Genomic DNA, 24,273 nt, shown 5'->3' on the forward strand with positions numbered 1-24,273 from the left:
AACTGTCGACGGCGGGTTCCTGATGAGAACCTATCTACCTTCTAAGTGGAGCGCGAGGAGGCGGCCTTGGAGATTGCGACGATTCCGTTGCCTTCGCGGATGGTGAGTATCTGATTCGCTTTGACCTGCATGAATCGTTCTATCTTTTGCGTCGTCGGCCACTTCACTTCAATGACATCCACTACATCTGCCTTGCCAAGACCGAAGTGAATGCGCAGATCGCTTTGCGACATCACGCTTGTACCGCTATGAACTTCGTCCATTTGAATGTGCTTACCGGTTATGACGCGCACGCGAGCTCCAATTGCGGTGCGATTGCATTTTACGCCTAGCAGTTTGATTTTGATCCAGTTTTGTTTGTTTCCTCCGTCGTTGCGAAGGAGCGATGGCAAATCGTTCATGTTCAAAATCAGCGCATCCAAGCCACCATCGTTGTCATAGTCTCCGAAGGCCGCGCCCCGGCTGGAAAAGCGTTCTGCAATTCCGGGCCCCATTGACGACGAAACATCCTTGAAGTGTCCATTGCCGAGGTTCTTGTAGACCAAGCGCGGATTCTTGAAGGTTTGATCGAAATGGTAGTTGTCGATCTCAGGGTAAACATGCCCATTTACCTGAAAGATGTCCGGCCAACCATCGTTGTCATAGTCAAGAAAAGCGCATCCCCATGCGACATAGCGGTTATTGATTCCTACGCCGGAAGGAAACGTAACATCGCTGAAGGTTCCATCGCCGTTGTTGTGGTATAGGTTGCAGGTGTCGTCTGCGAAGTTGGTCTTGAAGATGTCGAACCAGCCGTCGCAATCGTAATCGGCGACAGCGACACCCATTCCGGCCTGCTCATGACCGCCATCGCTGTAGGCGCAACCGGCAATAACGGCAACATCGGTGAACGTTCCGTCGTGATTGTTCTGGAAGAGAATGCTCGGTTGTGAGTCCACCGCAACATAGATGTCCGGCCAACCATCGTTGTCGAAGTCGTAAGAGACGGAGGTGATGGAGTATCGCGGGCCCGGTTTCAGAATGCCCGACTTTTGCGAGACGTCGGTAAAGGTGCCGTCTCCATTGTTGTGATAAAGAATGTTCGTGTCGCCGGGAAGGCCGCGGGGGCCGCACATGATGGGGACACCCTTCCACTGACAATAATGCGTTTCGTCTGCCGCTGGAATGGTCTCCGGATTCAGCTTGAGATAGTTACAGACGAAAAGATCGAGATGGCTGTCCCTGTCGTAGTCGAGAAAGGTGCAGCCAGCGCCCCAACGGAACTGTTCCTGATAGAGGCCGGCTTTGTGAGTAACATCAGTAAAGGTTCCATTTCCATTGTTGTGGAAGAGGATGTTATGCCCCCAGAAGGTGCAAAACAGATCGTCCCATCCGTCGTTATCGTAGTCGCCGATGCAGACGCCGGTCTGCCAACCGGTGACACCCAGACCCGACTTCTCGGTGACATCGGTAAACGTGCCATCGCGGTTGTTCTTGTACAGATGAGATATAGGCGCCTTTCCGGCAGACCATTGAGCGTCAAGTCGATTCCCATTGGTGAGATAGATGTCCAACCAACCGTCCTGGTCGTAGTCAAAAAAAGCCAGCCCACTTCCCTTGGCCTCGATAATGCTGCGCTTGTGGTCCATACCGCCCCACACGTTTGGGATTGTCAACCCGGCTCGCTGCGCGACATCCACAAACTGCACTGGGGGCGCAGGATTCGAGGTTGCGGCTTGGATCAGCGTTGGATCTCTCCATTGCCAGAGCGGGGTCGTTAGCGCGTCCATCAACGGGGTACCGAGCATAACAAGAGATGAGCAGAGGAAACGCCGTCGGGGAAGATTCATAGGTTGCGATTATAGAGGGATAGGATTGGTTCGGCGTTGGTTTTAAGACTTTGATCAAGGCACTGCGTTTAACATCTCCGTTGCCTTATTAGCACTCGGGTTCTGCGGCTGAATGCGCAGCAGATCCTGCAAAACCTCTTTGGCCTTTTCCTTGTCGTTGCGTAGTGCGTAGAGTCGAGCAAGATTGAGATAGGGCTGATCGAAACTCGGGACGGTACGGATGCAAGTCTTGAACTGCTCTTCTGCCTTCGCGTAGTCCTGTTCCCTCACGAAGAGAACGCCGAGGTTGTTCAATGCTTCAGGATAATCGGGACGCAGTTCGAGAGCTTTTTGCAGATAGTTCGATGCGTTTTGCATCTGGCTTTGCTGAGCGTAAAACATGCCCAAGCTGTAGTTGACTTCAGGATTGTCGGGTTCAATTTCACGTGCGTGGTTCAGGCAATCCTGTGCCTTCTCAAAAGCTCCCTGCCGCCGGTAGACATTTCCCAGGTTCAAAAGGGCAATCGCGTAGGTTGGTCTCAGGCGTAATGACTGTTGGAAGTTCTGGATGGCTTCGTCAGGCTTACCTTGCTGGGCAGCCATCATTCCAAGATTGTTCCACGCCTCGGGATAGTTTGGTCGTAGCTTTAGCGTTTGTTGAAGATATTGGCGTGCCTGTTTAAAGTCATTTCTTCGCAGGCTAAGCGTTCCGAGGTTGTAATAGCCTTCCGGATCATCCGGCTTTGCGGCGATGACCTGCTTGAATGACTCAGCGGCCTGTTCGAGATAGCCGTGCTGAAAGAGCGCGACCCCGTAAGTAAAGTCATTGCGTTGGAATCCTGCCCGGTAGAGCATTCCGCCTAAAGGCATCGCCTTTTGCATGCGCCCCTCTGCTGTAGTTGGAACAGAGCTTACATCCTCGAGCAGACGCTCGGGGGCAAGCGGTCCCTGATAGATCTTTACGATCATGCCTTCTCTGTCCAGCAGGAAGGAGGTTGGAATCGCGAGGTCTCTGCGACGATCGAACAAGTAGCGGTAGATGATGTTATAGATACCGGCTACTTCTGCTGTTGCGAAGACAAGAGGGAAGACAAATTTTTCTTGTGCCGCGAAGGAGCGAGCTTTGCCGAGATCGTCCGGTTCGTCGACGCCTATTGCGAGAATCTTCAGTTGGCTTGCGGTGAAGGCTGACTCATATTGATGAAGAAGTCTCAGTTGGTCGCGAGAGAGTGGTGCTGTTGTTGACCAGAAGTTGAGCAGCACAAAATTACCCCGTAGCGCCTGGAGAGTTCGAATGCTGCCCGCGAAATCAGTTAGAGAAAACTCCGGGGCTTGTAAGGGCTCAATTAGCCATGTGTCTGTCTGGGATGGGAGAGGCTCTAACTTTGACGCGGGGCCCGCTCGAGTTAAGGAAGGGTTAGGGGCGGCGAAGGGCTTGGCGAGAAATGTGGTGGCGCCCTCTTCGATTTCGATACGATGGTTTACCGGTAGGTTCTCGAATTTCTGAGAGAGCCCACTCGGCCAGCAGATCGTGGCGCGGATCGGTCCCTCCAGCCTCCCAACGCCAAAGAACACCTCTTTGGAATGCTGAGCCAGAAACCCGGAGCCTGCTTGCAGATACTTTATCTGCCTGATAGTTCCAGCTTCTACTTTGATGGCAGCTCCGATCGCATCGCGATTGCTCTTGATCCCTCGTAAACGGAATGCAATCGAGGCGCCGATATCGTTCATAACGTTATGAAGGATCCGTAACTGGGGAGCGTTGCGGTTTTTGAGGATGAGCTCCAAACGTCCGTCGTGGTCGAGATCGGCGAGAACGAAAGAGCGGCCGTCCTCTGGGAAGTCCAAACCGAGCGTCCCCGAAACCTCAGAAAATGTGCCATCGCGGTTGTTGACGAACGCTACGTTTCTTTCCTGGCCGCTCCACGAGCTGTCCGATCGGATCAATTCGTTGAGAGCGTTCCATCCACGCTCGTAGGCCAAAGAGGGCGTGGCGTCTATGGGCGACTTCGCAACCACTTGCCGCCAGAAAAAACTGCCGAGATCACTTCTCGCTGATTGGCCTTCAGGGGCGGTGATATACCCATTGACGACGTAGAGGTCAGGGTAGCCGTCATGATCGAAGTCCCACAGATCCGAGCACCAGGCCCATCGGCCCATCTCTACTCCTGCTTGCCGGCTGATGTTTTGAAACTGCCCATTCCCCTGATTTCGATAGAGAGCATTTCCGCGCGCGTGCCGTTGATAGAGTGCACGGATGTCTTCCGAAGCTTTTTCCTGAAAGTGTCTTTGTGTTGAAACCCTTTGGCCCGCCGCCGACCACATATTGGCGACATAGATATCCTGATTTCCATCGTTATCAAAATCGGACCAGCAGGCACTCATCCCTGCTCCCACGTCCTCAACGTTGGCCGAGCTCGAGGCTACGGTGAACGTTCCGTCTCCGTTGTTCCGATACAAGTTATTGCGCCCGAAGTCATTGGCCACGTATAAATCGGGCAAGCCATTAGAGGTGGATTCACCCCAGGCGCACGCGAAACTGTATCGGTTGTTATCAACGTTCAATCCTGCCGCTTCGGTCTTCTCGACAAAGGTACCGTTCCCCTGGTTGTGCAGCAGGCAATTGGCTGGGCCATTACGGGCGTCGAAGTAGGGCACCGGATAGTGATACTGATCGAGGCCTAGGTAATAGCTGTACAGGCAAAAGTAGATGTCGAGAAGTCCGTCGCGATCGTAGTCGGCAATCGCAGCATGCGTGAACGATCCCTGAGGAGGATTCGTAAATTGGAAGGCGTCACGCTTGATCGCAAACGTTCCGTCCCCTTTATTTAGGAATAGCAGGGGGCCGCTGCCGCAAACCACCAGAAGATCCTGAAACCCGTTATTCCGAAAGTCGGCGAACAGAGCGCATGCGGTATTGTCCAGCACTCCAACTCCCGATCCTTCTGTTACATCTTCAAAGGTACCGTCACCCCGATTGCGGTACAGGCGGTTCGGCAGACCTGCCGGCTGACAGACATAAAGATCGTCGAATCCATCGTTATCGAAATCCCCCGCGGCTACACCGTTGTTGCCGTAAACGTCGATGCCGCATGCGCCATCCAAGACCGTACGCCAATAGTCGGATCCGCGAAGCATCTGCTTTGTATACGATTCCGTTCCAGCGAGAGCTTCATGGGTGACGTCAATAAAGGCGAGCCCGTCAGTGACGCTCAAGATCTCTTCTGTAGCCTCCCATCTTTGTGCCTTCCAAGTTTCCAATGCGTTGCGCGATTCGTCGTAGGACCACTCGGTGCGCCACGATCCAACTCGCTCCTCGCGGTGTCGATCCTTTCGACTGGCGACGATGTCGTATCGGATATCCAGGCGAACCGTCAGGGGAGCGCTCGACACTTCTTTGATATCAGTGATTTCGAACTCCGCGGTTTCCACGCGCGAGACCTGCCCTAGCCATCTTTGAATCTCCTTGAGAAATCGCTCACGTCCAGGGACAACCTGGGACGTAAACTGTCGCTTCACGACATGTATCGCATCAGAGGAGCCTAGCCTGATCTCTTTGGTGGGAGTCAGTGACGAGGCTTCCACGGAAGAATCCAAGGAGCTGGCTAAGGCCGAAAGATCATTGGCTGATGCCTCGAGGGCTCGGCTCCAATGATTGAGTTGTGACCCGATTTCAAAGGCGTATTTCTCGTTGATGTACTCATCTGAACCCGGAGGAACTAGACGGAGAACATCTTCCAATGGAGATTTTGTGGGGTAGTGGGGTTTGAGCCTTATGTCGGCATAGGAGAAATTTGAAGCTTGACTCGGGAGGGTCTCCGGGGGGGCGAGTAGGAATGAAGATGCATGGAAGGCAACTGGACGGAACAGGACAGGTGCCAAGCCTAAGCTTTTGAGGAGCTTTCGCCGTGAAAGAAAGTGACTTCCGCTTTTGCGATGCGACATTTCGGCTAGGTCCGTGTAGACGGCAATGTTAGCACCGGACAAGGACACAGCTAAAATCGTGCGCGGAAACACACTACTCACCGCGGCAGAAGTCCATCTATCTGCAGACGGCAGTTTCAACCTTTTGGTTGACAATAGTTATCCGGTTGTACTAGATTCCTCGTCGACAATGTAAACGCTTACTTTTACTCGGAAAAGCTTTACGTGTCTATCCAATCAGCCTTTCAGGTTCGGCGAAGCGCAATGACCATGGAACGAAAAAACTGAGGTAATTCGGATGGCTTTTGATCGCAATGCTATGAGCTGGTATGGACGTTTCGGCTTTATAACCCTTTCTTACTTGTGCCTTCTCCTGGCCCAGACCCAATGCGTCTTTGGGCAGGTCGACGAAGGAGCAATCAACGGCACGGTCGTAGATGCCGCAGGTGCGATTGTTCCGAATGCTCATGTGACTCTTTTGAATATCGACCAAGGATTGTCTCTGGAGACCAACACGAACGCGGCCGGAGTTTATATCTTTTCGCCGGTAAGGATTGGCAACTACACGGTAACGGTTACGAGCCCGGGTTTCTCTACGACCTCTCAGAAAAATCTGAACGTGTCTGTCGGCCAAAACCTGCAGGTCAACGTTCAACTAAAGATAGGCTCAACGACTACGACGGTGGAGGTCACGACTGCGCCTCCGCAGTTGCAAACAGACGAATCGTCGGTTGGACAAGTTGTGTCCGAACGTACCGTGAATGCCCTGCCTTTGAATGGGCGCAACTTCACCTTTCTTGCCCAGCTTGGCGCTGGCGTGAATACGTCACAGGCGGACACACGCGGAAACGCGGCCTCCGGAGCCTTTACAGCCAATGGTCTGCGGCCGGCACAGAACAACTACCTGTTGGATGGTATCGACAACAATTCCAATGCAGTGGACTTCCTGAACGGAACGAACTTTGTCATTCTTCCTCCGTTGGACGCAATTCAGGAGTTCAAAGTGCAGACTGCAGGTTTCAGCGCTGAGCTCGGTCGTTCGGCCGGTGCCGTTCTGAACGCCACGATCAAGTCTGGCACAAACAGCCTACATGGAGCGGTCTGGGAGTTCTTCCGCAATGACGTACTCGACGCGAAAGACTACTTCGAAGTCCAAAAGGGAACGTTGCGCTTTAACCAGTTCGGAGCGACCATCGGTGGGCCAATCATCAAGAACAAGCTCTTCTTCTTTGGCGACTATGAAGGTTTTCGGCGCGTCCAAGGTAATACTCAGTCTGGTATTGGCGTGCCGACAAACTTGGAGAGAAACAGCGGCTACACAAATCTCTCTGACCTGATCACTGGGCAGTCGGGACCGGCGCGTACAGACAATGTGGGCAGATCGATACCATTTGGCACGATCCTGGACCCGGCAACAACGCGTGCGGTTACGGCAGGTGTGCTTGACCCTGTCTCAGGTTTCGTAGCGTCAAAAAGTGGCTACGTTCGCGATCCGTTCGGCTCTTGCGCACCAGGTACCCTGTCTTTTTCACTAGCAGCTTGCAACCTGAACCAAATCCCTGGCTCCCGCCTGGATCCGAATGCAATCGGCCTGCTTAATCTATATCCATTGCCAACCGCTTCAGGCATCACCTCGAACTTTGTAACAAGTCCAAAGCTTTTTGAGCATCGCAACGCCTTTGACGTGCGCGGAGACTACAATCCCACGCAAAAAGAACAGATATTCGTTCGCTTCAGCTACGTGGATGACCCACAATTTATTCCGGGACCTTTTGGCGGTGTTGCAGACGGCGGCAGCTTCCAGCAGGGCCTCCAGACAGCGAAATCCGATCAGGCTGTTGCCGCTTGGACGCACGTGTTTACTCCCGACATCGTTAACGTAGCGCGTGTTGGCTTCAACCACCTGCACACCACTCGATTCGGCCCAGAGGGTACCACCCAAGGCATTCCTGCAAAATACGGCATCCAGGGCATCCCGCAGTCGTCTGAGAACGGCGGCCTTCCGGCGATCGTCATCGGCGGTTTACAAGAGCTGGGCAGCAACGACTTCCTGCCTTCCGATGAGGTTAGCCAGACCCTCCAGATCACAGATGACTTCACGAAGATCTATGGAAAACACAGCTTCAAGATGGGCATCGAGTTCCAGAATGTCCACTTCAACACGCTACAACCCGCGTACTCACGAGGTGAGTTCGACTTCAATGGCAACTTCGCAGGTGTTCCGGGCCAGTCTGGGGACCAGACCGGTCGTGCACAACTCCTTTTGACGCCAACGGCAGCAGCTTATCCAGGTGGAGTCGGTTTTGTGGGAGGCGCGAACGAGATACATGCATCGAATATCAGCAAAACCTATGACACAAGGAAGTACACCGCTCTCTACTTCCAGGATGACTGGAAGGTCACTCCGAGGTTTACCTTCAATCTCGGCCTGCGCTGGGATTACTTCAGTCCAATCTCCGAATCAAATGGCGCCCAGGCCAACTTTGTTCAAAACGGCCCTCCAAACGGACTGCCGACATATCTAATCCCGGCGTCAGGGAAGGCCGATAGGTCTCTGTCTTCCACCTCCAATAATCCTTCTCTTAACGGCAACGGCTTCCTTGATCTGTTGGCAAAAGACGGAATTGCGCTTGAGGAGACCAACAGATACGGTAATGCTCTCGTCAAGACACAACACGGCAACTTCGCGCCCCGCGCAGGCTTCGCCTTTCAGATTAACCCGAAGTTTGTCTTCCGTGGTGGTGTGGGGCTCTTCTACAACTCGTTTGAGAACCAGGGTTACGGACCCAATATCGGCGAGAACTATCCCTTCGTCTACAACTTCGACTACAAGGGAACGACAGACTCCGCAGCCTTCGGTTCCGGTTCCAACCCCTACGGGACGTGCGCGACCGCGGGTCCGGGCGGAAGCGCACCGATTGGCGCCGGTCTCAGCTGCAGTTCGTTTACTCCTCTTGCGGTAAATGCTAAAGGGTTGGGCCTTCAGGGGCTTCAGTTCAAATACATAACACCGGTCACCGTCAGCAGCAACCTCACTCTCCAATACGCGATCACCCCCACTATGTCCGCGCAGGTTGCTTACGTATTTACGAACGTCAATAACCTGCAGGTTGGTATCGGCAACAATAACGTCTCTCAATTGCTACCAGCCAACACCAGTGTGCTTCCTTTCCTGCCATTTCCAGATTTTGGTCAGAATGCGCAATATCAGCAAACTCTTGGACTCAGTAACTACAGCGGCCTGCAAACCAAACTTGAACAACAATTTTCAAGCGGATTGAGTTACCTGGTTACCTATACCTATTCGAAGACGCTTTCGGATGCCGCCGACCTCCTCAACGGAGGTAGTACAGGCAATTCAAGTGGATACCGGGCCGCGTATGTCCCTGGACTTGGTCCTAGATTTGACTACGGGCTGGCCGACTTCGATATCCGAAATGTGGTCCATTTGAGCGGCGGCTATCAACTACCGTTCGGCAAGGATAGGAAGTTCATGGCCGACGCTGGCAAACTTGGGAATGCAGTTATTGGTGGGTGGAGCGTGAACTGGATCGTGACCCTGCAGGGCGGCCAACCGATCACTCTCACTTGCCCAACCGCAACAACCTCTGGAACGTATTGCAACGATGTGCAGGTGCTTGGGCAGAGTCAGAAGCTTGGCCTGCATACGGACTCGAACGGAAAACTCAGCTGGTTCGGGAACCCGAACGCCTTCCAGCAACCTTGCCCGCTGGGAGCAGTTGCACCCGCCGGATGCTTCCCTTTAACCGGAAGTGCTATTTTGGGCGCCGGGCCGTCAACCACCACAGGGCCGGGATTCCATCGGTTCGACTTCTCAACGTTCAAGGCCTTCCAGCTTAGCGAGCGCTTCTCGATGCAGTTCCGGGCCGAGTTCTTTAACATCTTGAATCATCCGAACTTCAATTCGCCTAACTTCGGAGGTAACGGTGTGACAGCGATCGGAAACTCGGGCAATTTCACCAGTTCCACCTTTGGTGAAATCGGATCGACCCGCGATGCACCGTATGATCCAAGGCAGATTCAATTCGCTCTCAAGCTGTACTATTAGGTTGAGTTGAAGCTCGCGGGAAAGGCGTCTCGAGACGTGCCTTTCGAGTTCGAGGTATTCTAGTGGGTGTGTTGTTGTCCTCACGCGGAGGATTATGAGCAAGGCGCATCAATTGCGGCTTGTAGTTCTTTGCGGATGGTTTCTGCTTTGCGCGGCATTTGCAGTCCGTAATTCGAAGGCTGAGGCTTTAGCGGCCCAAGACGGCCCAAGCCAAAATCTAGATCGCCAGTTTCAGTCAGCGGTAGCCCAGTACCACGCAGGGAAGTACACCGAGGCCGCGGTCCAACTGGAAAGTATTTTACCCAGTGTCCCGAAGAGCTTTGAAGTTCGCGAGATTCTAGGGCTGACTTATGCTGCGCTGTCTGAAAACGAGAAGGCTGTAGAGCAACTGGCAATCGCGGTACGATTGAAACCGGATTTGGGGGCAGCAAGAACGAATCTAGCAACAGCTCTGGCTAGTTCTGGGAAGCTGGAGTTGGCCGAGGCGCAGTTTCGCAGGGCACTCGCTCTTGAACCTGGGGATTTCGGCGCGAACCACAATCTGGCTGACTTCTATCTTCAGACCAATAGGATTGCGAATGCGCTTCCTCTGCTCGAACAAGCGCAACGGATCAACCCTTCCTCTTATAGCAACGGCTACGATCTGGCTCTCGTTTACTTTCTTATGGGACGGCTCGAAGACGCGCGGCAGCTTGTTCAGAACATGGTGAAACAGAAGAACACCGGCGAACTGCACAACCTGCTGGGTCAGATCGAGGAGAAGGACGGAAGATATCTTCAAGCGGCGAACGAGTTTCAAATTGCCGCTCAAATGGATCCGAGCGAGGACAATCTGTTTGCCTGGGGAAGCGAGCTTCTTCTCCACAGGACGTATGAGCCAGCCATCGACGTCTTCCAGCAAGCTACCCGGCATTATCCGAATTCCCCACGTCTACTCATCGGGTTAGGAATGGCGCTATATTCACAGGGCAGGTATGAGGAGTCGATCAAATCTTTGCTTACAGCAGCGGATCTCGACCCTACCGATGCCCGATGTTATCTGTTTTTGTCCAAGTCGTACCTTAGCTCTCCCAATCAGGCGGATGATGTAATCGAAAGATTTCGGCGATATTCGGAGCTGCAGCCAGACAACGCGCTGGCCAAGTATTATTACGCTGTTAGTTTATGGAAGGGGAAACGGCTGGAAGGACCCAGTGTGGATTTTCGGGCGGTGGAGTCTTTGCTGCATAAGGCGATTGCATTAGATGGAACACTCGCCGACGCGCATTTGCAATTGGGCATTCTGTACGCAGATCAGCATGAGTTGTCAAAGTCGCTTCCTGAGTATCGGCGGGCACTGGAATTGAATCCTAGTCTTCCAGATGCTCATTACCGTCTCGGCCAGTATTATGTTCGCGCCGGACAAAAGGACCATGCACGGGAGGAGTTCGCCCTCTATCAAAGACTGCAGGCACAACATATGGCCGCAGTTGATAAGGAAAGGGCCGAGGTCCAGCAGTTTGTGTATTCGGCGAAGCCCGGCTCGGTAACCAAGCCTTGAATGCCGGCATCGGCGATCGCATGTCGAACCAAGAGAGAAGAAGTTGCGCATGATCGAAGTTAGGAGGACATAAGGTGGATTTGAGTTGAGGGCATCATCGTCATTCAGCGAGGCGACTCTTGTCCGATCTCGCACTGCACAGCGTCTTAGTCGCAGCAGGCGCGACTTTTTGCGCAGTACGGCTGGACTGGCGCTGGGAAGTGCGCTGATGGGAGGCAGCCCCTTTGTGCATGGAGAGGCTGCGGCAAAGAAGCGGAAGATCATTGTCATTACGTTTGGTGGAGGCGCTCGGGATCAAGAGACATTCGCTCCGGAAGGGCAGGAGAATATACCGCACATGCTCCACGAGCTGGCTCCGCAGTCCAGTTTTTTCACGCATGTGATAAATCAGGGGATATTGGGCCACTACGTGGCGACCGCAAGTCTGGCGACCGGCGTTTATGAAACGCTCAATAATTTTTCGGCGGTTCCACCTGAACATCCTACAGTGTTCGAGTATTTTCGCAAGGACCTGAATCGCCCGTCGTCGAGCGCATGGGTGGTCGCGCCCAGCAATGGGTTTAACCGAATTGGCGAAAGCGAGTATCGTTCCTATGGTCCTGGCCTGGGAGCGAAAGTTATTTTACCGAAGCATCTACTGAGTGCGGCAACATCTGGAGCGGGTGCGGATTTCAACCATTTGCTTCGTGATAATTATGAGACACCGCTATATGCACCGCAAATTAGAGGCGGCGAATTCGAACTGCAGCAAATGGAAAGAATATTGAAGCTCTCAGTCGATGATTTCATGGTGCATGCACGAACTGTCTCGAGCGCGGATGAGCTTTCCGTATACATTGCGAAGCGTCTAATGCCGCAGGAATCTCCAAGTCTGCTTTGGATTACGATGCACGATATCGATGTCGCTCACACCGGTGCTTACTCGCTCTATATTGAGGCAATTCGGCGCACAGACCGTCTTTGTGCGGAGCTTTGGAAAGCGGTTCAAGCCGAACCCGAATACGCGGGCAATACGACGATGTTTATCCTTCCGGATTTTGGACGCGATGCCGACGAGGATGCCGGCGGGAATGGATTTCAGCACCATCGCACGGGTGACGCGGCGTCACGCACGACCTGGATGATGGCCCTGGGCACTGGCGTTCGACAGGGGATGGTGTATGATCGTCCGCTGCAATCGATCGATCTTGTCCCCACTCTCGGCGCAATGATGGGATTCTCGCCGAAGCTGTCACAAGGCGTGCCGATCCACGAGTTGTTGTAGGTTATGCTGCCAAGGGACCTCAAAGCCGAACAGTTCGCTGGGTATCCGCCCGAGGCAAGAAAGCTCGTCGTGGCTCACCTGGGAGCAGTGAAGCAGCTGCCGCTGAGCTTCGTGCCAAGCTTACTGCGGGAGGTCATTGAATACGATTACAAGTTTCCCGCAGAGCATGCGGCAATCGATCGGGAACTTGCTGCTCTTAGTTCTCTAACGCCCGCGCAGATCCATGAATGGTTTCAGGCATTCTGGCAACTTTCTCTGTCGGGGAAACTTGAGAGCCTTGATTGGATCAACCAGCCAGCCCAGTTTGTCGAACAGTTATCGGCATACCTTTGGACAACTCATCAGCTAGATGCGTTCACGGACGCAGCGATCGCTTACGGCAACCGTACCCGCATAGGGACGGCGCCCCAACTAAATGCCATGCGCAGGCTTGGAGTTGCGGTCATCGGACAAGGCGTTTTGTCTTATGACGAGCCCCTGTTCCGTAATCTGCGCGAGCACGGAACTTATTTCAGGCAAGTCAAATCTGAGAACGGAGTTAAACTTCTGCTGGCCGCAGTTGAAGCCAGGGCAAAGACACATCCGGTTCCTTATGGACATTGGTATGTCGATGGAGGGCAGGCAGCGGAACACAGCCCATTGCTCACTTGCGTGTCCTTTCAGAGGCTGGAACCCGTACGCGCCGCATTGCTGAAAAATATTCAAATGGAGATTGGAAGGCCGGGAATGGGCCCTGAGGAACTGCGCACACACATGGCGCGTCTATCTCCAACGGACCTCGGTCTCGATAAAGGAGGAGACGAGGTGTTGCAGCGCTTTCAGGTCAAGCTGCTCACAGAGGGTTCCGGGACCCAGATATTCAGTACGACCTTTGCCCAGTGGACGGCTCGCGAAGCTTTGCGAAGGGCGCAACCCCTCACCTTATTCGTGCGTTTTGCCCCTCGGCAACGGCAGAAGCCAATGAATGAGCTGATGTCCGGTGGCGAGAGCAATCCCGAACTCGATCTCAGAGGCTCCTTGATTGATGCCGATATGGGCGCCTACTATCATTGGATCAACCAGCAGCGACTCCCGGGATCTGAACAGTCTTCGTTTTTGGTTTGGTTTGAGGACCACAGCGAGGCCCTCGTGATTGCTCCATCACTGCCTCGGGGCACAGAGTCGAACTCGATGCTTAATCTCGCGGAGTTGCTTTCAGTTGCCGGATGATCGCCGGGCAATCCCGACGGCGAGGCGTTGTACGGCCCAAGATTCTAAAGCGGCTCCGAATAAATGGCGCCCTGAATGACCAGCTTATCTCTGAGGCTAAGCCCATTTCACTGCAAGCAATTTCCGGGCACAGCTTGATGGCGTGCCCGTAGCCGGACCTGATTAGAGCCTGGGAACAGGAATATTTCTCTGCTTCCAGGCTTTCGACAGTTAGAACTCCGCGCGGAAGGTGAGTTGAAGCGAACGCGGGCTGTTGGCAGTGCTGCCGACCGTTCCGAAGCCAGCATCGTGCGGGTTGTTGTCGGGATTACCGAAGACGTGGCGGTTGAAGGCGTTGAAGGCTTCGGCACGGAACTGGAAGGCTACGCGTTCGGTGATGTGAGTCCGCTTGATCAAGCCGAAGTCTTCTTCGAGATAGCCGAATGAGCGATCGTCGGACTCATAGGCGGGTTTGTCGCCGAAGGCATAGGAGATAGTTCTAGTGACGTCGGCATTGGGATCGCGGACGCCGGCAGGGTTGTACCAGAGGTTCGATCCAGCGAGTGCAGGATTGAACGATCCGTTCCTCCTAGCACTTGAACGCAGATTCTGTCCGGGCACGAAGTTGTAGCGAATGCAGTTGTCGTATCCGGGGATCCCGGTTGCGCAGCCGAAGCCAGGTGGTTGGCCACTTTGATATCTTTGGATGCCGCTGACTGACCATCCGCCGACAAGGTAGTTGACTACGCCGCCGCGGCTCAGGAAGCTCTTGTCCTTGCCGAAGGGCAGGTCGTAGATGTAGCTAATGACGAAGATCTGCGGCGTATCCTGCGGGGAGATGGCCTTTTCTGCTTTTAGGTTGAGTGGGTTCTGAATGCTGGCGGTGTATGAGCCTCCGAGGCTGCCACCGATGATGTTACCAGTGTCGGTAAGAATCTTGGACCAGGTGTAGGAGGCAAGGAGGTTGAGTCCGTTGTGATAGCGGCGTTCCAGCTTAGCCGTCAGCGCGTTGTAGGAAAGCTGGCCGTGGTTTTCGCCATAGGCATCGGTGTTAACCAGGTGATATTGAGGGAAGGGTCTGAGAGCTTGTGCGACGGTTCCCTGAAAGCCAGCGTAAGGAGCGGAGACTCCGTCGACCGGCGCGCCGGAGCCCGTGAAGGGATCGCTGAGCTGGGAGCCGAGGGCGAAGTTCTGCTGCGGAATATTGTTGAGGTAGAGCAGGTTGGAGCCGAGGTGAACGGCCCGCTCACCGAGATAGCCAAGGTAAGAATCAGATCGGTTGCGAACTGCTGTTGAACGGTTGCGGTCCAGGTCTGGTCGTAGCCGGGTTTGCCGAAGTCGCGGCGGGTGTAGTTGACGTTTTGACCGTTCAACTGACTACGGTCGAAGCTGGGGTTGGTGGGTATGTTTGGTACACCGAAGGCTCCTGGGTTGGCGATACCGGGGCTTTTGAGCGAAGCGGGATCGAGCAGTTCGCCTGTGGTGAAAGGGTTCGCGTTATTGTTGATCTGGCTGATGGAGGAATAGCCAGCAGGCACTCCGCCGTAGATCTGTTGCCATTGGAGAATCGGAGCATTGAGGCCGCTGTAAGCAGCGGAGAAGACGCTCTTGTGACCGAGCGAGCTCGGAGACCAGGTAATGCCTACGCGTGGCTCGACGTTTTTGTAGTAGACGTTGGAGTAACGCGAGCTGATGCCATCCTTTCCTGCGCCGTTGCCGGCGAACTCCAAAGCTCCGGGGGTGTTGGTGCCCTGAGCGCCGGTGTTGATAGTCGTGGGGTTGAACTGCGACCCGAAGTTGTGGAGCTCTTTGAAGGGAAGGTCAACGTCATAGCGAAGTCCAAGGGACAGGTTGAGATCCTTGTTGGCCTTGAACTCATCCTGTACGTAGAGCGCGCTGTATTGGCCGACGTTCCGGATAGTGACGAAGTTCTGCTTGACGGTGGCCTGGGCGACCTGCCCGAGGAGGAAGCTGGCGAAACCGTCTCCGCTGTTGGCGGTGGTAGTGGCGGTTCCGGCTGTCTGTGCGCGGCTGAAGACAAAGCTACCGCTATCCACGTTGGTGAAGCTGGAGATGGAGACTGCGTAACGGTATTCGCCTCCGATGGTGAGATTATGCTTGCCTTTCGTCAGCGAGATGCATCGCTGACGTAATAGGAGTTGTCGGAAATTTTTGAGTTGAAGCCGTTGTTGTTTGGATCAACGTAATCGCCGAGATTTACCCGGCTGCTTTCATTGCCGGTGACGCTATTAAGGATGATGCCGGGAAAGTAGTTTCCGGTGCCTCCTGGAAGTCCGACGAGCTGAGAGTAGTCTTTGCCCTGCGATGGCGTGATGAAGCCTTCCTTGTTGAGCACGCGGGTGAAGGCGATGAGGGCGTGGTTTAAGAGGGTTGGCGAGAAGATGTGATCGTATCCGACGCGGACCAGGTGTGTGGGAAGATCCTGGGAGGTGAGGAACGAAGTTACCGGTAGCTGGAACTGCGGAAGATTGTTGTTGTTCCGAACGTTGTCGCGGACGTTGTAGGAGACGAACACTTTGTTGTTCTGCCCGAAAGCCTGATCGATGCGAATGGATTCCGCAGTGCTGATTATGGGATAAGTTCCGGCGAAGACGAAGTTATTAGTGAAGGCGTTGGAGGCCTGGGGGATGTAGGCTGAGATGGCGGTTGCGACAGGGCTCAGCGGCGAGGTGATGATGTTATTCGGATAGGCGGTGCGGCACTGCTGGCCATTGACGGTCCGGGTAGTGGCTTCAGCGTAGGCGGTTTGGTATGGTGCTAAGCAACTGTAGCTATAATGTTCGGGATGAAATCGCATGGAATTTTTCGGTGCACGTTCATTCGCTTTAAGACCTTTTCAGAAAATCTTTACTCGCAGGCCTCGACAACTAAGAGAAGCTGGAGCTGGCCCTTTTGAAGATCTTCGTTGATACAAAAGGTTCCTCGTTGAGATGGATTAGGTCCGTCGCTTTTCTGCCGCTGACGATTTCGGCGGTGGGTCAATCGCCGCCGATGCGGATGGTCTTGGTTGAGTTGAATGGATTTTCAGGTTTTTGGGTGTTGCATGGAGATCTTTTCGATCAAACCAGCGGAGCGGTGGCTAGAGCGGAGGATTCGTTGCAGCAAGCACGGGGTCAAATAAAACGGTCAGAGTTCGCTGCTGCAGAGCAAGTTCTGCGGACGTTTTTTGCAGCGCGAGCCTACTTCCGCCGATGGGCTTTATTTGCTGGGCGAGGTGTTGATGCGAAGAGATCAGCCGAAAGAGTCGTTGCGGGTTTTCACCGAGGCTGCTGCAGAACGCCGGCCTACGGGCGAAGAGTTGCGCATGGTGGGGCTGGATTACGTTCTGCTGCAGGATTACGCCGACGCAATTCGATGGCTGAAGCAGGCGACGGATCTCTCTCCGGACGATGCGGATACCTGGTACAGCTTGGGACGCGCGCAGTACAGCAAAGGAGATTACGGCGGAGCTGAAACGTCCTTCCGGAGGGTGCTTACCTTGGATAGCCGCAGCGTAAAGGCGGAGAACAACCTGGGGCTTACACTTGCGTCTCAAAATCAGCTGGAGAAGGCGATGGAGGCGTACCGCAAGGCCGAAGCGCTGCAGCAGGGCTCGGCGTCACAGAGCGAACAACCGCTACTAAATCTTGGGCTGTTGCTACTGGATCGAAATCAGCCGCAGGAGGCCGCTGAAAAACTAGCGCGGGCAGCCGCGATTGCTCCGTCATGTGCGCAGTGTCAAGAGGCGCTTGGCCAGGCCTTGCTGGCTCTCAACAGGCTGCCAGAGGCGGAAGCGGCGCTGGAGAAAGCGGTCGCGCTGGAACCGAAGAATCCGCGGTTCCACTTCGTGCTGGGGCGCGCCTACAAGCAGAGCGGCGAGGTGGAAAAGAGCAGAATCGAACTGCAGAGGAGTACAGAGCTATATGGTTCGCATTCCACTCCGGCGCAATAGGAGACAAGTGGGTTGGTTTGATGCGGTGGCGGCGGCTGGATCGGATCTGTCCGGGTGGGTTGGGCTTTGGGATGTACTCGCCTGGGTCAGTCGAGGGTGACGTTCTGTCTAAATTTACGTTGCGATTTTCAGAAGCTGCCGCCGCTCATCGAGCTGGAAGTGGGAGCGACGGTCTGTGGTGGCTGCAATCCCGGTTTGAATGGCATGTCTAATTCATGGGTATGCCATATGACGCTTTCATTTGCGATTTCAGTGTGCTGGCGGAGGTACTCAAGTGCATAGGTGCTGGCGGTGGGGTCGTCCTTCTGGTCGGCGAAGATCGCGGCCTGTTGCTGGGCTTTGTCTTTCAGGCCCAGACGGCGGTAGAGGATTGAAAGGTTGTAGTGCGCAGCGAGGTCATCAGGATCGATCGTTTGAACCTTCTCGTACTCTGCGCGGGCGAGGTCATACTGATGCAGCTGGTAGTAGGAGAAGCCAAGTTCGCGATGGGCGTCGCGTGACTCCGGGAAGCTGGTCACGACTTTCTGAAGGTCGGCGATGGCCTCGCTCATATTGCCCAGATTGCGCTCGACGAGAGCTTGATAGTAAAGGGCGCGGGCGCTCCCGGGAGCAAGCGTGAGAGCCTTCTGCAGATTGGGTCTAGCTTCGTCGTACTTTTCCCATTGAATTTGGACGATAGCGGTGTTGGTGTAGACGTCGGCGTAGTCAGGGCGGAGCCTGGCAACGTGCTGGAAGGCGTGAGCCGAAGCGGCGTACTGCTGCGCGTCCAGCATCGCGATGCCGTAGTTGTTCCAGCGCATCCATTCCTTGTTTTCAGTAGCGCCGGGAGCGATTGGCTTGTTCTCCCCGACGACGAGAGTGCGGGTCTCAGCGGACATATCAACGATAGGCTGCTCATAGTGCCTATTCATGCCGAAGTCGATGAAGTGCTGATCGAAGCGTCTGTATTTGACGGTCGCCGTGATCGTGATAGGGCCGCCGGACGCGGGCGGCATAACGAACGAGTAACGCACAAGCTGCGAACGGCCGGACTGGATCGTGTTGTTGTAGGCGACGACGCGGTTTGTCCAGACCTGATGCAGATCGTTGAGGCCGCCTTTGACGTTGACGAGGCGGTTGGTGAAGCTGTGAGCACGTTCGTCCAGATTGCCGTCCGGCTTGATGAAGCCGCTTTGATGAAGAATCCTGCCTGAGGCGTCCTTGACCAGAAACTCGACCCAGGACTCGTACATGTCGCGCTGCTCGGGTACGTGACTGTGAGCTATGCCCTTGTTCTGAATGACGACGTCTGCCGTGATGGTCTCACCTGGAGCGATCGTGAATGGGGTGAGACCGAGCGGTGCGACGAGCTCCTTTTCCGAGGCGCTGTCGACCATTTCGCCATGTTCCAACGCGAAAATGTCGACGTTGAAGACACTGTTCTGCAAGAACTGAACGATGCGTGTAGCCTGCTCATCGAAGCCGTAGATTTTGGGGATAAGCGTGTTGGCTCCGAGCCAGCGATGCGATGCGAGCTGACCCTCCTTGGCACCTGAGTCGGTAAGCGTCAGCTTCTCGCGCTGCATGTGACAGGTCTGGCAGGAGGAGACAGAATCTTTGACGTAGAAAGGCAAAGGAGACTGCTTTGCGAAGGAGGAATTCTGCCACTCGTCGTAGAGAGAGATGGCGCGCTGCCACTTGTAATCGTTCAAAGTCCGGGGCAGAGCGGCTTTGTGGCAGGTAGCGCAGAACGCAGAGGTGCGATAAAAGTCCTTCATGACGGCCTTGCTGTGGCGGTCGAGATGAGCAAGGATCTCGCCGTCAGACACCTTGCGTGTGACGGGTTGTCCGCCTTCGTCGACCAGCACGGCGGGAATGCCCATGACGTAGCTGCCCGTGCCGCGGGTGTCGATGGCCTGTATGGAGTGGCAAACCGTGCAGGTTACGCCGTCCTGATCGTAGGGACGCTTCTTCGGGCCTGCCTGCGTCAAAGCACCTGAAACGAGTGCGATTGGATCATGGCAGCCTTCGCAGTGCCGGGAGAACTCGATACCTTTGGAGTCATTGAGGAGGGCGACGTTGCGGAGGTAGTAGGGAACGCGGTTGGCGTTCGAGTGGGCAGATTCGCGCCACTGTTTGTGACTTTCCCGATGGCAATGGCCACAGTAGTCGGCGGTGGGAAAGAGTCTGGGGTCTAGGAACTCGCCGTTGACCGTGGTGGCATTCGACGGCAGGAACGGCAGTTCTTTTCCATAGCGATAGTTGTACTTTTCGGCGACCTTTTCCGAATAAGCATGGCGAGTAGCCGCGCCCTCCTCGACTTCGCTGCCTGCTTTTACTGCCTGCAGGTGAAGAGAAGCGGACGTCAAAACGCAGAAGCCAGCAACGAGGGCGAAGCATCCCATGCACTTTCGAGTCGAGTTCGTTTTGTCAGGTATCACCGGTCGTTCATCCATCTTTATATGATCAGACGATTTCCAGAAAATAGACTGCGGAAAAGCATTACTGAGTCTGCTTCGCGAAGCAAAATGTCGAACCGAGAAGAATGGTAGTCGTTTTGGCTCCTCTGCGCCACGTCTTGGCGCGGATATCGCTAAGTCTGCTCCTGCGATAGCACAGCTACTTGCTGACGTGCTCGTGAGGGTTTTGGATTCCCTTCCCTTCAACGATGGTGAAGATACGGTCAACCGCAGGCGGCACGATCTCCTCTTTGGCTCCGCTAGGCCAATGGATCTCTATCTTATCAACGCGGGCGGCAGAACCGATGCCGAAATGCGGACGCGGGTCGGAGGACGAGGCATAGCTGGCTCCGCTAAATACATCTTCACGTTGGCGTATGCCTCCTGCGGTCAGATAGATGGTTGCGCCGGTGGAGTCCCTAGGGCTTTTTGGGCCGCCGACCAGGCGAAGCTCGATCCAGTGGTTGCGCTGCTCGGCGACATTCTGCATGAGTGCGGGAACCGAGTCGATGTTGTTGATCACCGCATCGATTTTGCCGTCGTTGAAGATATCCCCGAACGCCATCCCGCGGGAGGTCATTACCTCAGCGAGGCCTGTACCTTCGACAGCTCGAACGAGATCGAACTTCGTACCCTGCAGATTATGAAACAGCAGCGGCCGCTGTGCCCAGGTGGTGCCCCAGGAAGTTTTGTCCACACCGCGATAGACGTGGCCGTTCACGACGAACAGATCCTTCCAGCCATCGTTGTCATAGTCGAAAGAAGGCAGCTTCCCATCCGAGGAACGGAATGGAGATTTCGCCGAGATTGGCTTCATAGCTGATATCTGTGAAGTTGGCATCGCCATCGTTGCGGTAGAGCGGCTTGTAGTCGTCGGAGAAGGTGGTGTGGTAGAGATCCAGCAGGCCGTTGTTGCGGTAGTCGCCAACTGCGATGCCCATGGAAGCCGTTTCGCGCCCCTCCTTGTTCAAGGCGTAACCGGAGGCATAGCTGATGTCCTCGAAGGTTCCGTCTCCCTTGTTCAGATACAGGTAATTCGGGGTAGAGTCGTTGGCGACGAGCAGGTCAGGGCGGCCGTCGTTGTTGATGTCTATGAACACAGCTCCAAGACCGTAGAAGGCCTGTGGATCACTGACCCCGGCTTTGACGCTGACATCGGTGAACGTACCGTCGCCGTTGTTGTGGAAGAGGTGGTCCCGTTCGCCGGGAAGGCCGCGTGGGCCGCACATCACCTTCTCACCGCGAAATTCGCAGAAGCTGAGCGCCTTGCCGCCGGCGTCGAGTTGATCGCGGATGTCGTAGTGGACATAGCCTGCAACAAAGAGATCGAGACGGCCATCGCCGTCGTAGTCGCCCCATGTGACGCCGGTTGACCAGTTTCCAACTGTGACACCTGCCTTCTCGGCTACATCTGTAAAGGTGCCGTCATGATTGTTGTGATAGAGCCTGTTCTTGCCAAAGTTCGAGACGTAGAGATCGGGCCAACCATCGTTAACTTAGTCGCCGACGGCAACGCCGAAGCCCCATCGGTCGTTTTCTACACCCGCCTTCGCCGTGACATCGGTAAAAGTTCCATCGTGATTATTGTGGAAGAGAGCGGTGTGGGGCGCGGGCTCTTTACCAAGAAGCGCTTCGTCGGTAGAACCGTTGACAAGATAGATATCGAGCCAGCCGTCGTTGTCGTAATCGAGCAGGGCGACACCCGAGCCGACCGTATCGAGGATGTACTTCTTTTCTGGGGAACCCATTTTGTGACGCTAGGTGGTGAGTCCCGCCTTTACTGCGATGTCTTGAAAGACAATGGAGCCCGTCTTCACAAAACCGCCGGCCGTGATGGGGCGTCTTTCTGCATCGAGGACTGCCGAATGCGCGGCACCGGTGCTGGCACCTCCCTTGGCAGGAGGTGAGCTCCTTCCTGCTGCTTGGCGTCCCGGGTTTCCAAAGGATTTTGAGCGGAGGCGCCGGGATGTACCCCAAAGGGGACTGCTAGAACCATGAACTGAATGACTCTTCGAAAAATCATAAGCGGGGTTGCACTCTTCCTGAAGACTGAATCGCCAATGTGGGTCTTCGCGATTCCATCGCATGTGTCAGCGATCAAGATGATATAACCTTTTCTAACACCTGCGGCTGCTACTCTCCATGAGATGTACTGGCTCGCGCTCTTTTCCCACGATTCGTGAACTGACGAACGCTCCTCGAAGATCAACGCCTAGAGGACTTTGATGGAGTGGTCTCCGCGGTCGATTGAAGAGGTTCGTCCACCTGAAGAATTCGGTCGGACTTTACCTCACCTAACTTCTGGACGACACCACTGGGCCACCGAATTTCAATCTCCTTTGCGACTGTATCCGTTCCGAGGCCAAAGTGCGCGCGCTTATCGTTAGAGGAGAGATAGCCCCCCGCGGTCGAGACGGTGACATATTGAGATCCTTTGGATGTTGTCAGCTTTATCTCTGCGCCGATGGCATCCCGGTTGCTGCAGTGGCCGACGAGGCGCAGCGAGAGCCAGTGATTCTGCGTCGCCGTTTCGTTATGTAGGATGTGGGCGGCTCCGCCGTTTGTCGTGACGACTGCGTCGATGCGGCCGTCATTGTCGAAATCGCCCACCGCCATTCCGCGACTGACCCAAGGCTGAGCAAAGACGCTTCCTGAGGCCTCGGACACGTCGACAAAGCCGTAACCAGTATTGCGGGCAAGAAGCATCGGCTCTTTGTAGTGAAGTTGCGGCGAAGTGAGTTCGATGGTGTCGAGATCATGTCCCTGGGCGATGAGTAGATCCTTGAGCCCGTCATTGTCGTAGTCGAGAAAGTGAAGACTCCAGCCGGAGTGAAGGAGAGTGATGCGGCCAATGCCTGACATGTAGGTGTCGTAAGTGAAGCTGCCGTCGCCGTTGTTTTTGTAGAGGGCGTATCTCTGGTTGGCAAGATTAGTGATGATAAGGTCGGGAAAACCATCGTTATTGTAGTCTTCAAAGTCGATGCCCATACCGGCGTAGGTGCGGCCATCGCCGTCGACTGCGATCTCAGCGTTGAGCCCCATCTCCTCAAAGGTGCCATCTCCCTTGTTGCGGTAGAGGAACTCCAGCATGGAATCGTTCGCGACGGCTATATCGATCTTGCCGTCACGGTCAAAGTCGGCGAGCGCGATCCCAAGACCTTTGCCGGGGACAGAGAGGCCGATTTTTTTAGAAACCTCGGTGAAGTGGCCGTTTCCGTCATTGTGATAGACCAGGGGAGCGATCGCGGGGAAGATGTCCGGATGGCAATAGGCGCGATAACCGTCGCGATGCTCGCCGCACCAGACGTCTTCAAAGTCCCATTTGACGTAGCGGAGGACGACGAGGTCGAGCAGGCCGTCATTGTCGAGATCGACCCAGGCCGCGCTGGTCGACCAGCCACTGCCCGCGGTTCCGGAGCTGTCGGTGATGTCGGTGAAGGTGCCGTTGCCGTTGTTGTGATATAGGCGATTGCCGCCATAGGCCGTCACGTAGAGATCTTCAAAGCCGTCATTGTCGAAGTCTCCCACTGCGACACCCATGCCGTAGCCGACGCCTTTGAGCCCAGAGCGCTCGGTGACATCCTCGAAGGTGCCGTCTTTTTTCTGGTGATAGAGGCGGTTCCAATCTTGGGGGCCGGACTTCTGCGGAATGGTGCCCTTTGTTGTTGGGTTGTCAAGGTGAGTTCCATTGACGAAGAAGATGTCAAGAAGGCCATCATTGTCGTAATCAAAGAACGCGACGCCAGAGCCCATCGTCTCGAGCAAATACTTTGTCGAGGTGTGAGAAGCGACGCCTTGAAATTGGACGCCGCTGCTTTGGCTGATATCTACAAATTTGCCGGGTATGGCGGGCGGATGTTGTGTGACAACGTGAGGAGGTGGTGAGGTCTGCCCGAAGACAACAGATGCAGTCAGGAAGCAGAGCGAAACCGCACTGCCGATGCATACGGATCGCGCAGCGAAAAGAATTGGGAATCGTGTTCTGAGTTTCCGGGCCTGAGATGAATCTGCTAAGGACACTGTTCGCTCTTTCTGCTTCTTTGATGTGCGATTTCGATCTATTATCTCGATCTATTTCTTTGACGATTGG

Annotated in this window: 15 protein-coding genes and 1 pseudogene; 5 read left to right on the forward strand and 11 right to left on the reverse strand. The window is 54.8% G+C overall.

What is annotated here, in order from left to right; all coding sequences use genetic code 11:
- Positions 1-41: 41 nt before the first annotated feature.
- The gene (locus tag RBB81_RS14075) at positions 42-1,769 is read right to left on the reverse strand and encodes a CRTAC1 family protein (RefSeq protein WP_353071073.1); all 1,728 of its coding nucleotides are present in this window, start codon (positions 1,767-1,769) and stop codon (positions 42-44) included.
- A 114-nt stretch (positions 1,770-1,883) separates the two neighbouring features.
- Positions 1,884-5,024, reverse strand: a complete 3,141-nt coding sequence (locus tag RBB81_RS14080; protein ID WP_353071074.1) for an FG-GAP-like repeat-containing protein — start codon at positions 5,022-5,024, stop codon at positions 1,884-1,886.
- A gap of 1,006 nt (positions 5,025-6,030) precedes the next feature.
- Between RBB81_RS14080 and RBB81_RS14085 the strand changes: the two genes are divergently transcribed.
- The 4 genes from RBB81_RS14085 (at position 6,031) to RBB81_RS14100 (ending at position 13,814) form a co-directional block, all read left to right on the forward strand.
- Entirely contained in the window at positions 6,031-9,801 is a 3,771-nt protein-coding gene (locus RBB81_RS14085; protein WP_353071075.1) for a TonB-dependent receptor, read from the forward strand.
- Positions 9,802-9,895: 94 nt separating this feature from the next.
- The gene (locus RBB81_RS14090) at positions 9,896-11,341 is read left to right on the forward strand and encodes a tetratricopeptide repeat protein (RefSeq protein ID WP_353071076.1); all 1,446 of its coding nucleotides are present in this window, start codon (positions 9,896-9,898) and stop codon (positions 11,339-11,341) included.
- A 169-nt stretch (positions 11,342-11,510) separates the two neighbouring features.
- On the forward strand, positions 11,511-12,605 hold the full coding sequence (locus RBB81_RS14095; RefSeq protein WP_353071077.1) for a hypothetical protein: 1,095 nt from the start codon (positions 11,511-11,513) through the stop codon (positions 12,603-12,605).
- A gap of 3 nt (positions 12,606-12,608) precedes the next feature.
- Positions 12,609-13,814, forward strand: coding sequence for a hypothetical protein (locus tag RBB81_RS14100; RefSeq protein ID WP_183788637.1), 1,206 nt, complete (start codon positions 12,609-12,611; stop codon positions 13,812-13,814).
- Positions 13,815-14,024: 210 nt separating this feature from the next.
- Here the strand turns inward: RBB81_RS14100 and RBB81_RS14105 are convergent, their stop codons facing one another.
- The 3 genes from RBB81_RS14105 to RBB81_RS14115 form a co-directional block, all read right to left on the reverse strand.
- Positions 14,025-14,414, reverse strand: a complete 390-nt coding sequence (locus RBB81_RS14105; RefSeq protein WP_353071078.1) for a hypothetical protein — start codon at positions 14,412-14,414, stop codon at positions 14,025-14,027.
- 380 nt (positions 14,415-14,794) lie between these two features.
- Positions 14,795-15,850 (reverse strand): hypothetical protein, encoded by a 1,056-nt coding sequence (locus RBB81_RS14110; protein WP_353071079.1) that lies wholly within the window; start codon positions 15,848-15,850, stop codon positions 14,795-14,797.
- A 71-nt stretch (positions 15,851-15,921) separates the two neighbouring features.
- Entirely contained in the window at positions 15,922-16,611 is a 690-nt protein-coding gene (locus tag RBB81_RS14115) for a hypothetical protein (RefSeq protein ID WP_353071080.1), read from the reverse strand.
- A 369-nt stretch (positions 16,612-16,980) separates the two neighbouring features.
- On the opposite strand from RBB81_RS14115, the gene RBB81_RS14120 reads away from it, so the two are divergent.
- The gene (locus tag RBB81_RS14120) at positions 16,981-17,745 is read left to right on the forward strand and encodes a tetratricopeptide repeat protein (RefSeq protein ID WP_353071081.1); all 765 of its coding nucleotides are present in this window, start codon (positions 16,981-16,983) and stop codon (positions 17,743-17,745) included.
- 128 nt (positions 17,746-17,873) lie between these two features.
- Here RBB81_RS14120 and RBB81_RS14125 read toward each other — a convergent pair whose 3' ends face one another.
- The 6 genes and pseudogenes from RBB81_RS14125 to RBB81_RS14150 form a co-directional block, all read right to left on the reverse strand.
- Positions 17,874-20,129 carry a tetratricopeptide repeat protein gene (locus RBB81_RS14125; RefSeq protein ID WP_353071082.1) on the reverse strand — a complete coding sequence of 752 codons (2,256 nt, stop codon included), beginning with the start codon at positions 20,127-20,129 and terminating at the stop codon, positions 17,874-17,876.
- A 214-nt stretch (positions 20,130-20,343) separates the two neighbouring features.
- On the reverse strand, positions 20,344-21,000 hold the full coding sequence (locus tag RBB81_RS14130; RefSeq protein ID WP_353071083.1) for a CRTAC1 family protein: 657 nt from the start codon (positions 20,998-21,000) through the stop codon (positions 20,344-20,346).
- Positions 20,933-21,412, reverse strand: coding sequence for an FG-GAP repeat domain-containing protein (locus RBB81_RS14135; RefSeq protein WP_353071084.1), 480 nt, complete (start codon positions 21,410-21,412; stop codon positions 20,933-20,935). The genes RBB81_RS14130 and RBB81_RS14135 overlap by 68 nt, the downstream gene beginning before the upstream one ends.
- 147 nt (positions 21,413-21,559) lie before the next feature.
- Positions 21,560-21,616: pseudogene (locus RBB81_RS14140) on the reverse strand (hypothetical protein); the annotation flags it as partial.
- 63 nt (positions 21,617-21,679) lie between these two features.
- Positions 21,680-21,931, reverse strand: coding sequence for an FG-GAP repeat domain-containing protein (locus tag RBB81_RS14145; protein WP_353071085.1), 252 nt, complete (start codon positions 21,929-21,931; stop codon positions 21,680-21,682).
- Between the two features lie 457 nt (positions 21,932-22,388).
- On the reverse strand, positions 22,389-23,936 hold the full coding sequence (locus RBB81_RS14150) for a CRTAC1 family protein (RefSeq protein ID WP_353071086.1): 1,548 nt from the start codon (positions 23,934-23,936) through the stop codon (positions 22,389-22,391).
- Positions 23,937-24,273 lie beyond the last annotated feature (337 nt).

This window comes from Tunturibacter gelidoferens (assembly GCF_040358255.1).
Lineage (GTDB): Bacteria > Acidobacteriota > Terriglobia > Terriglobales > Acidobacteriaceae > Edaphobacter > Edaphobacter gelidiferens.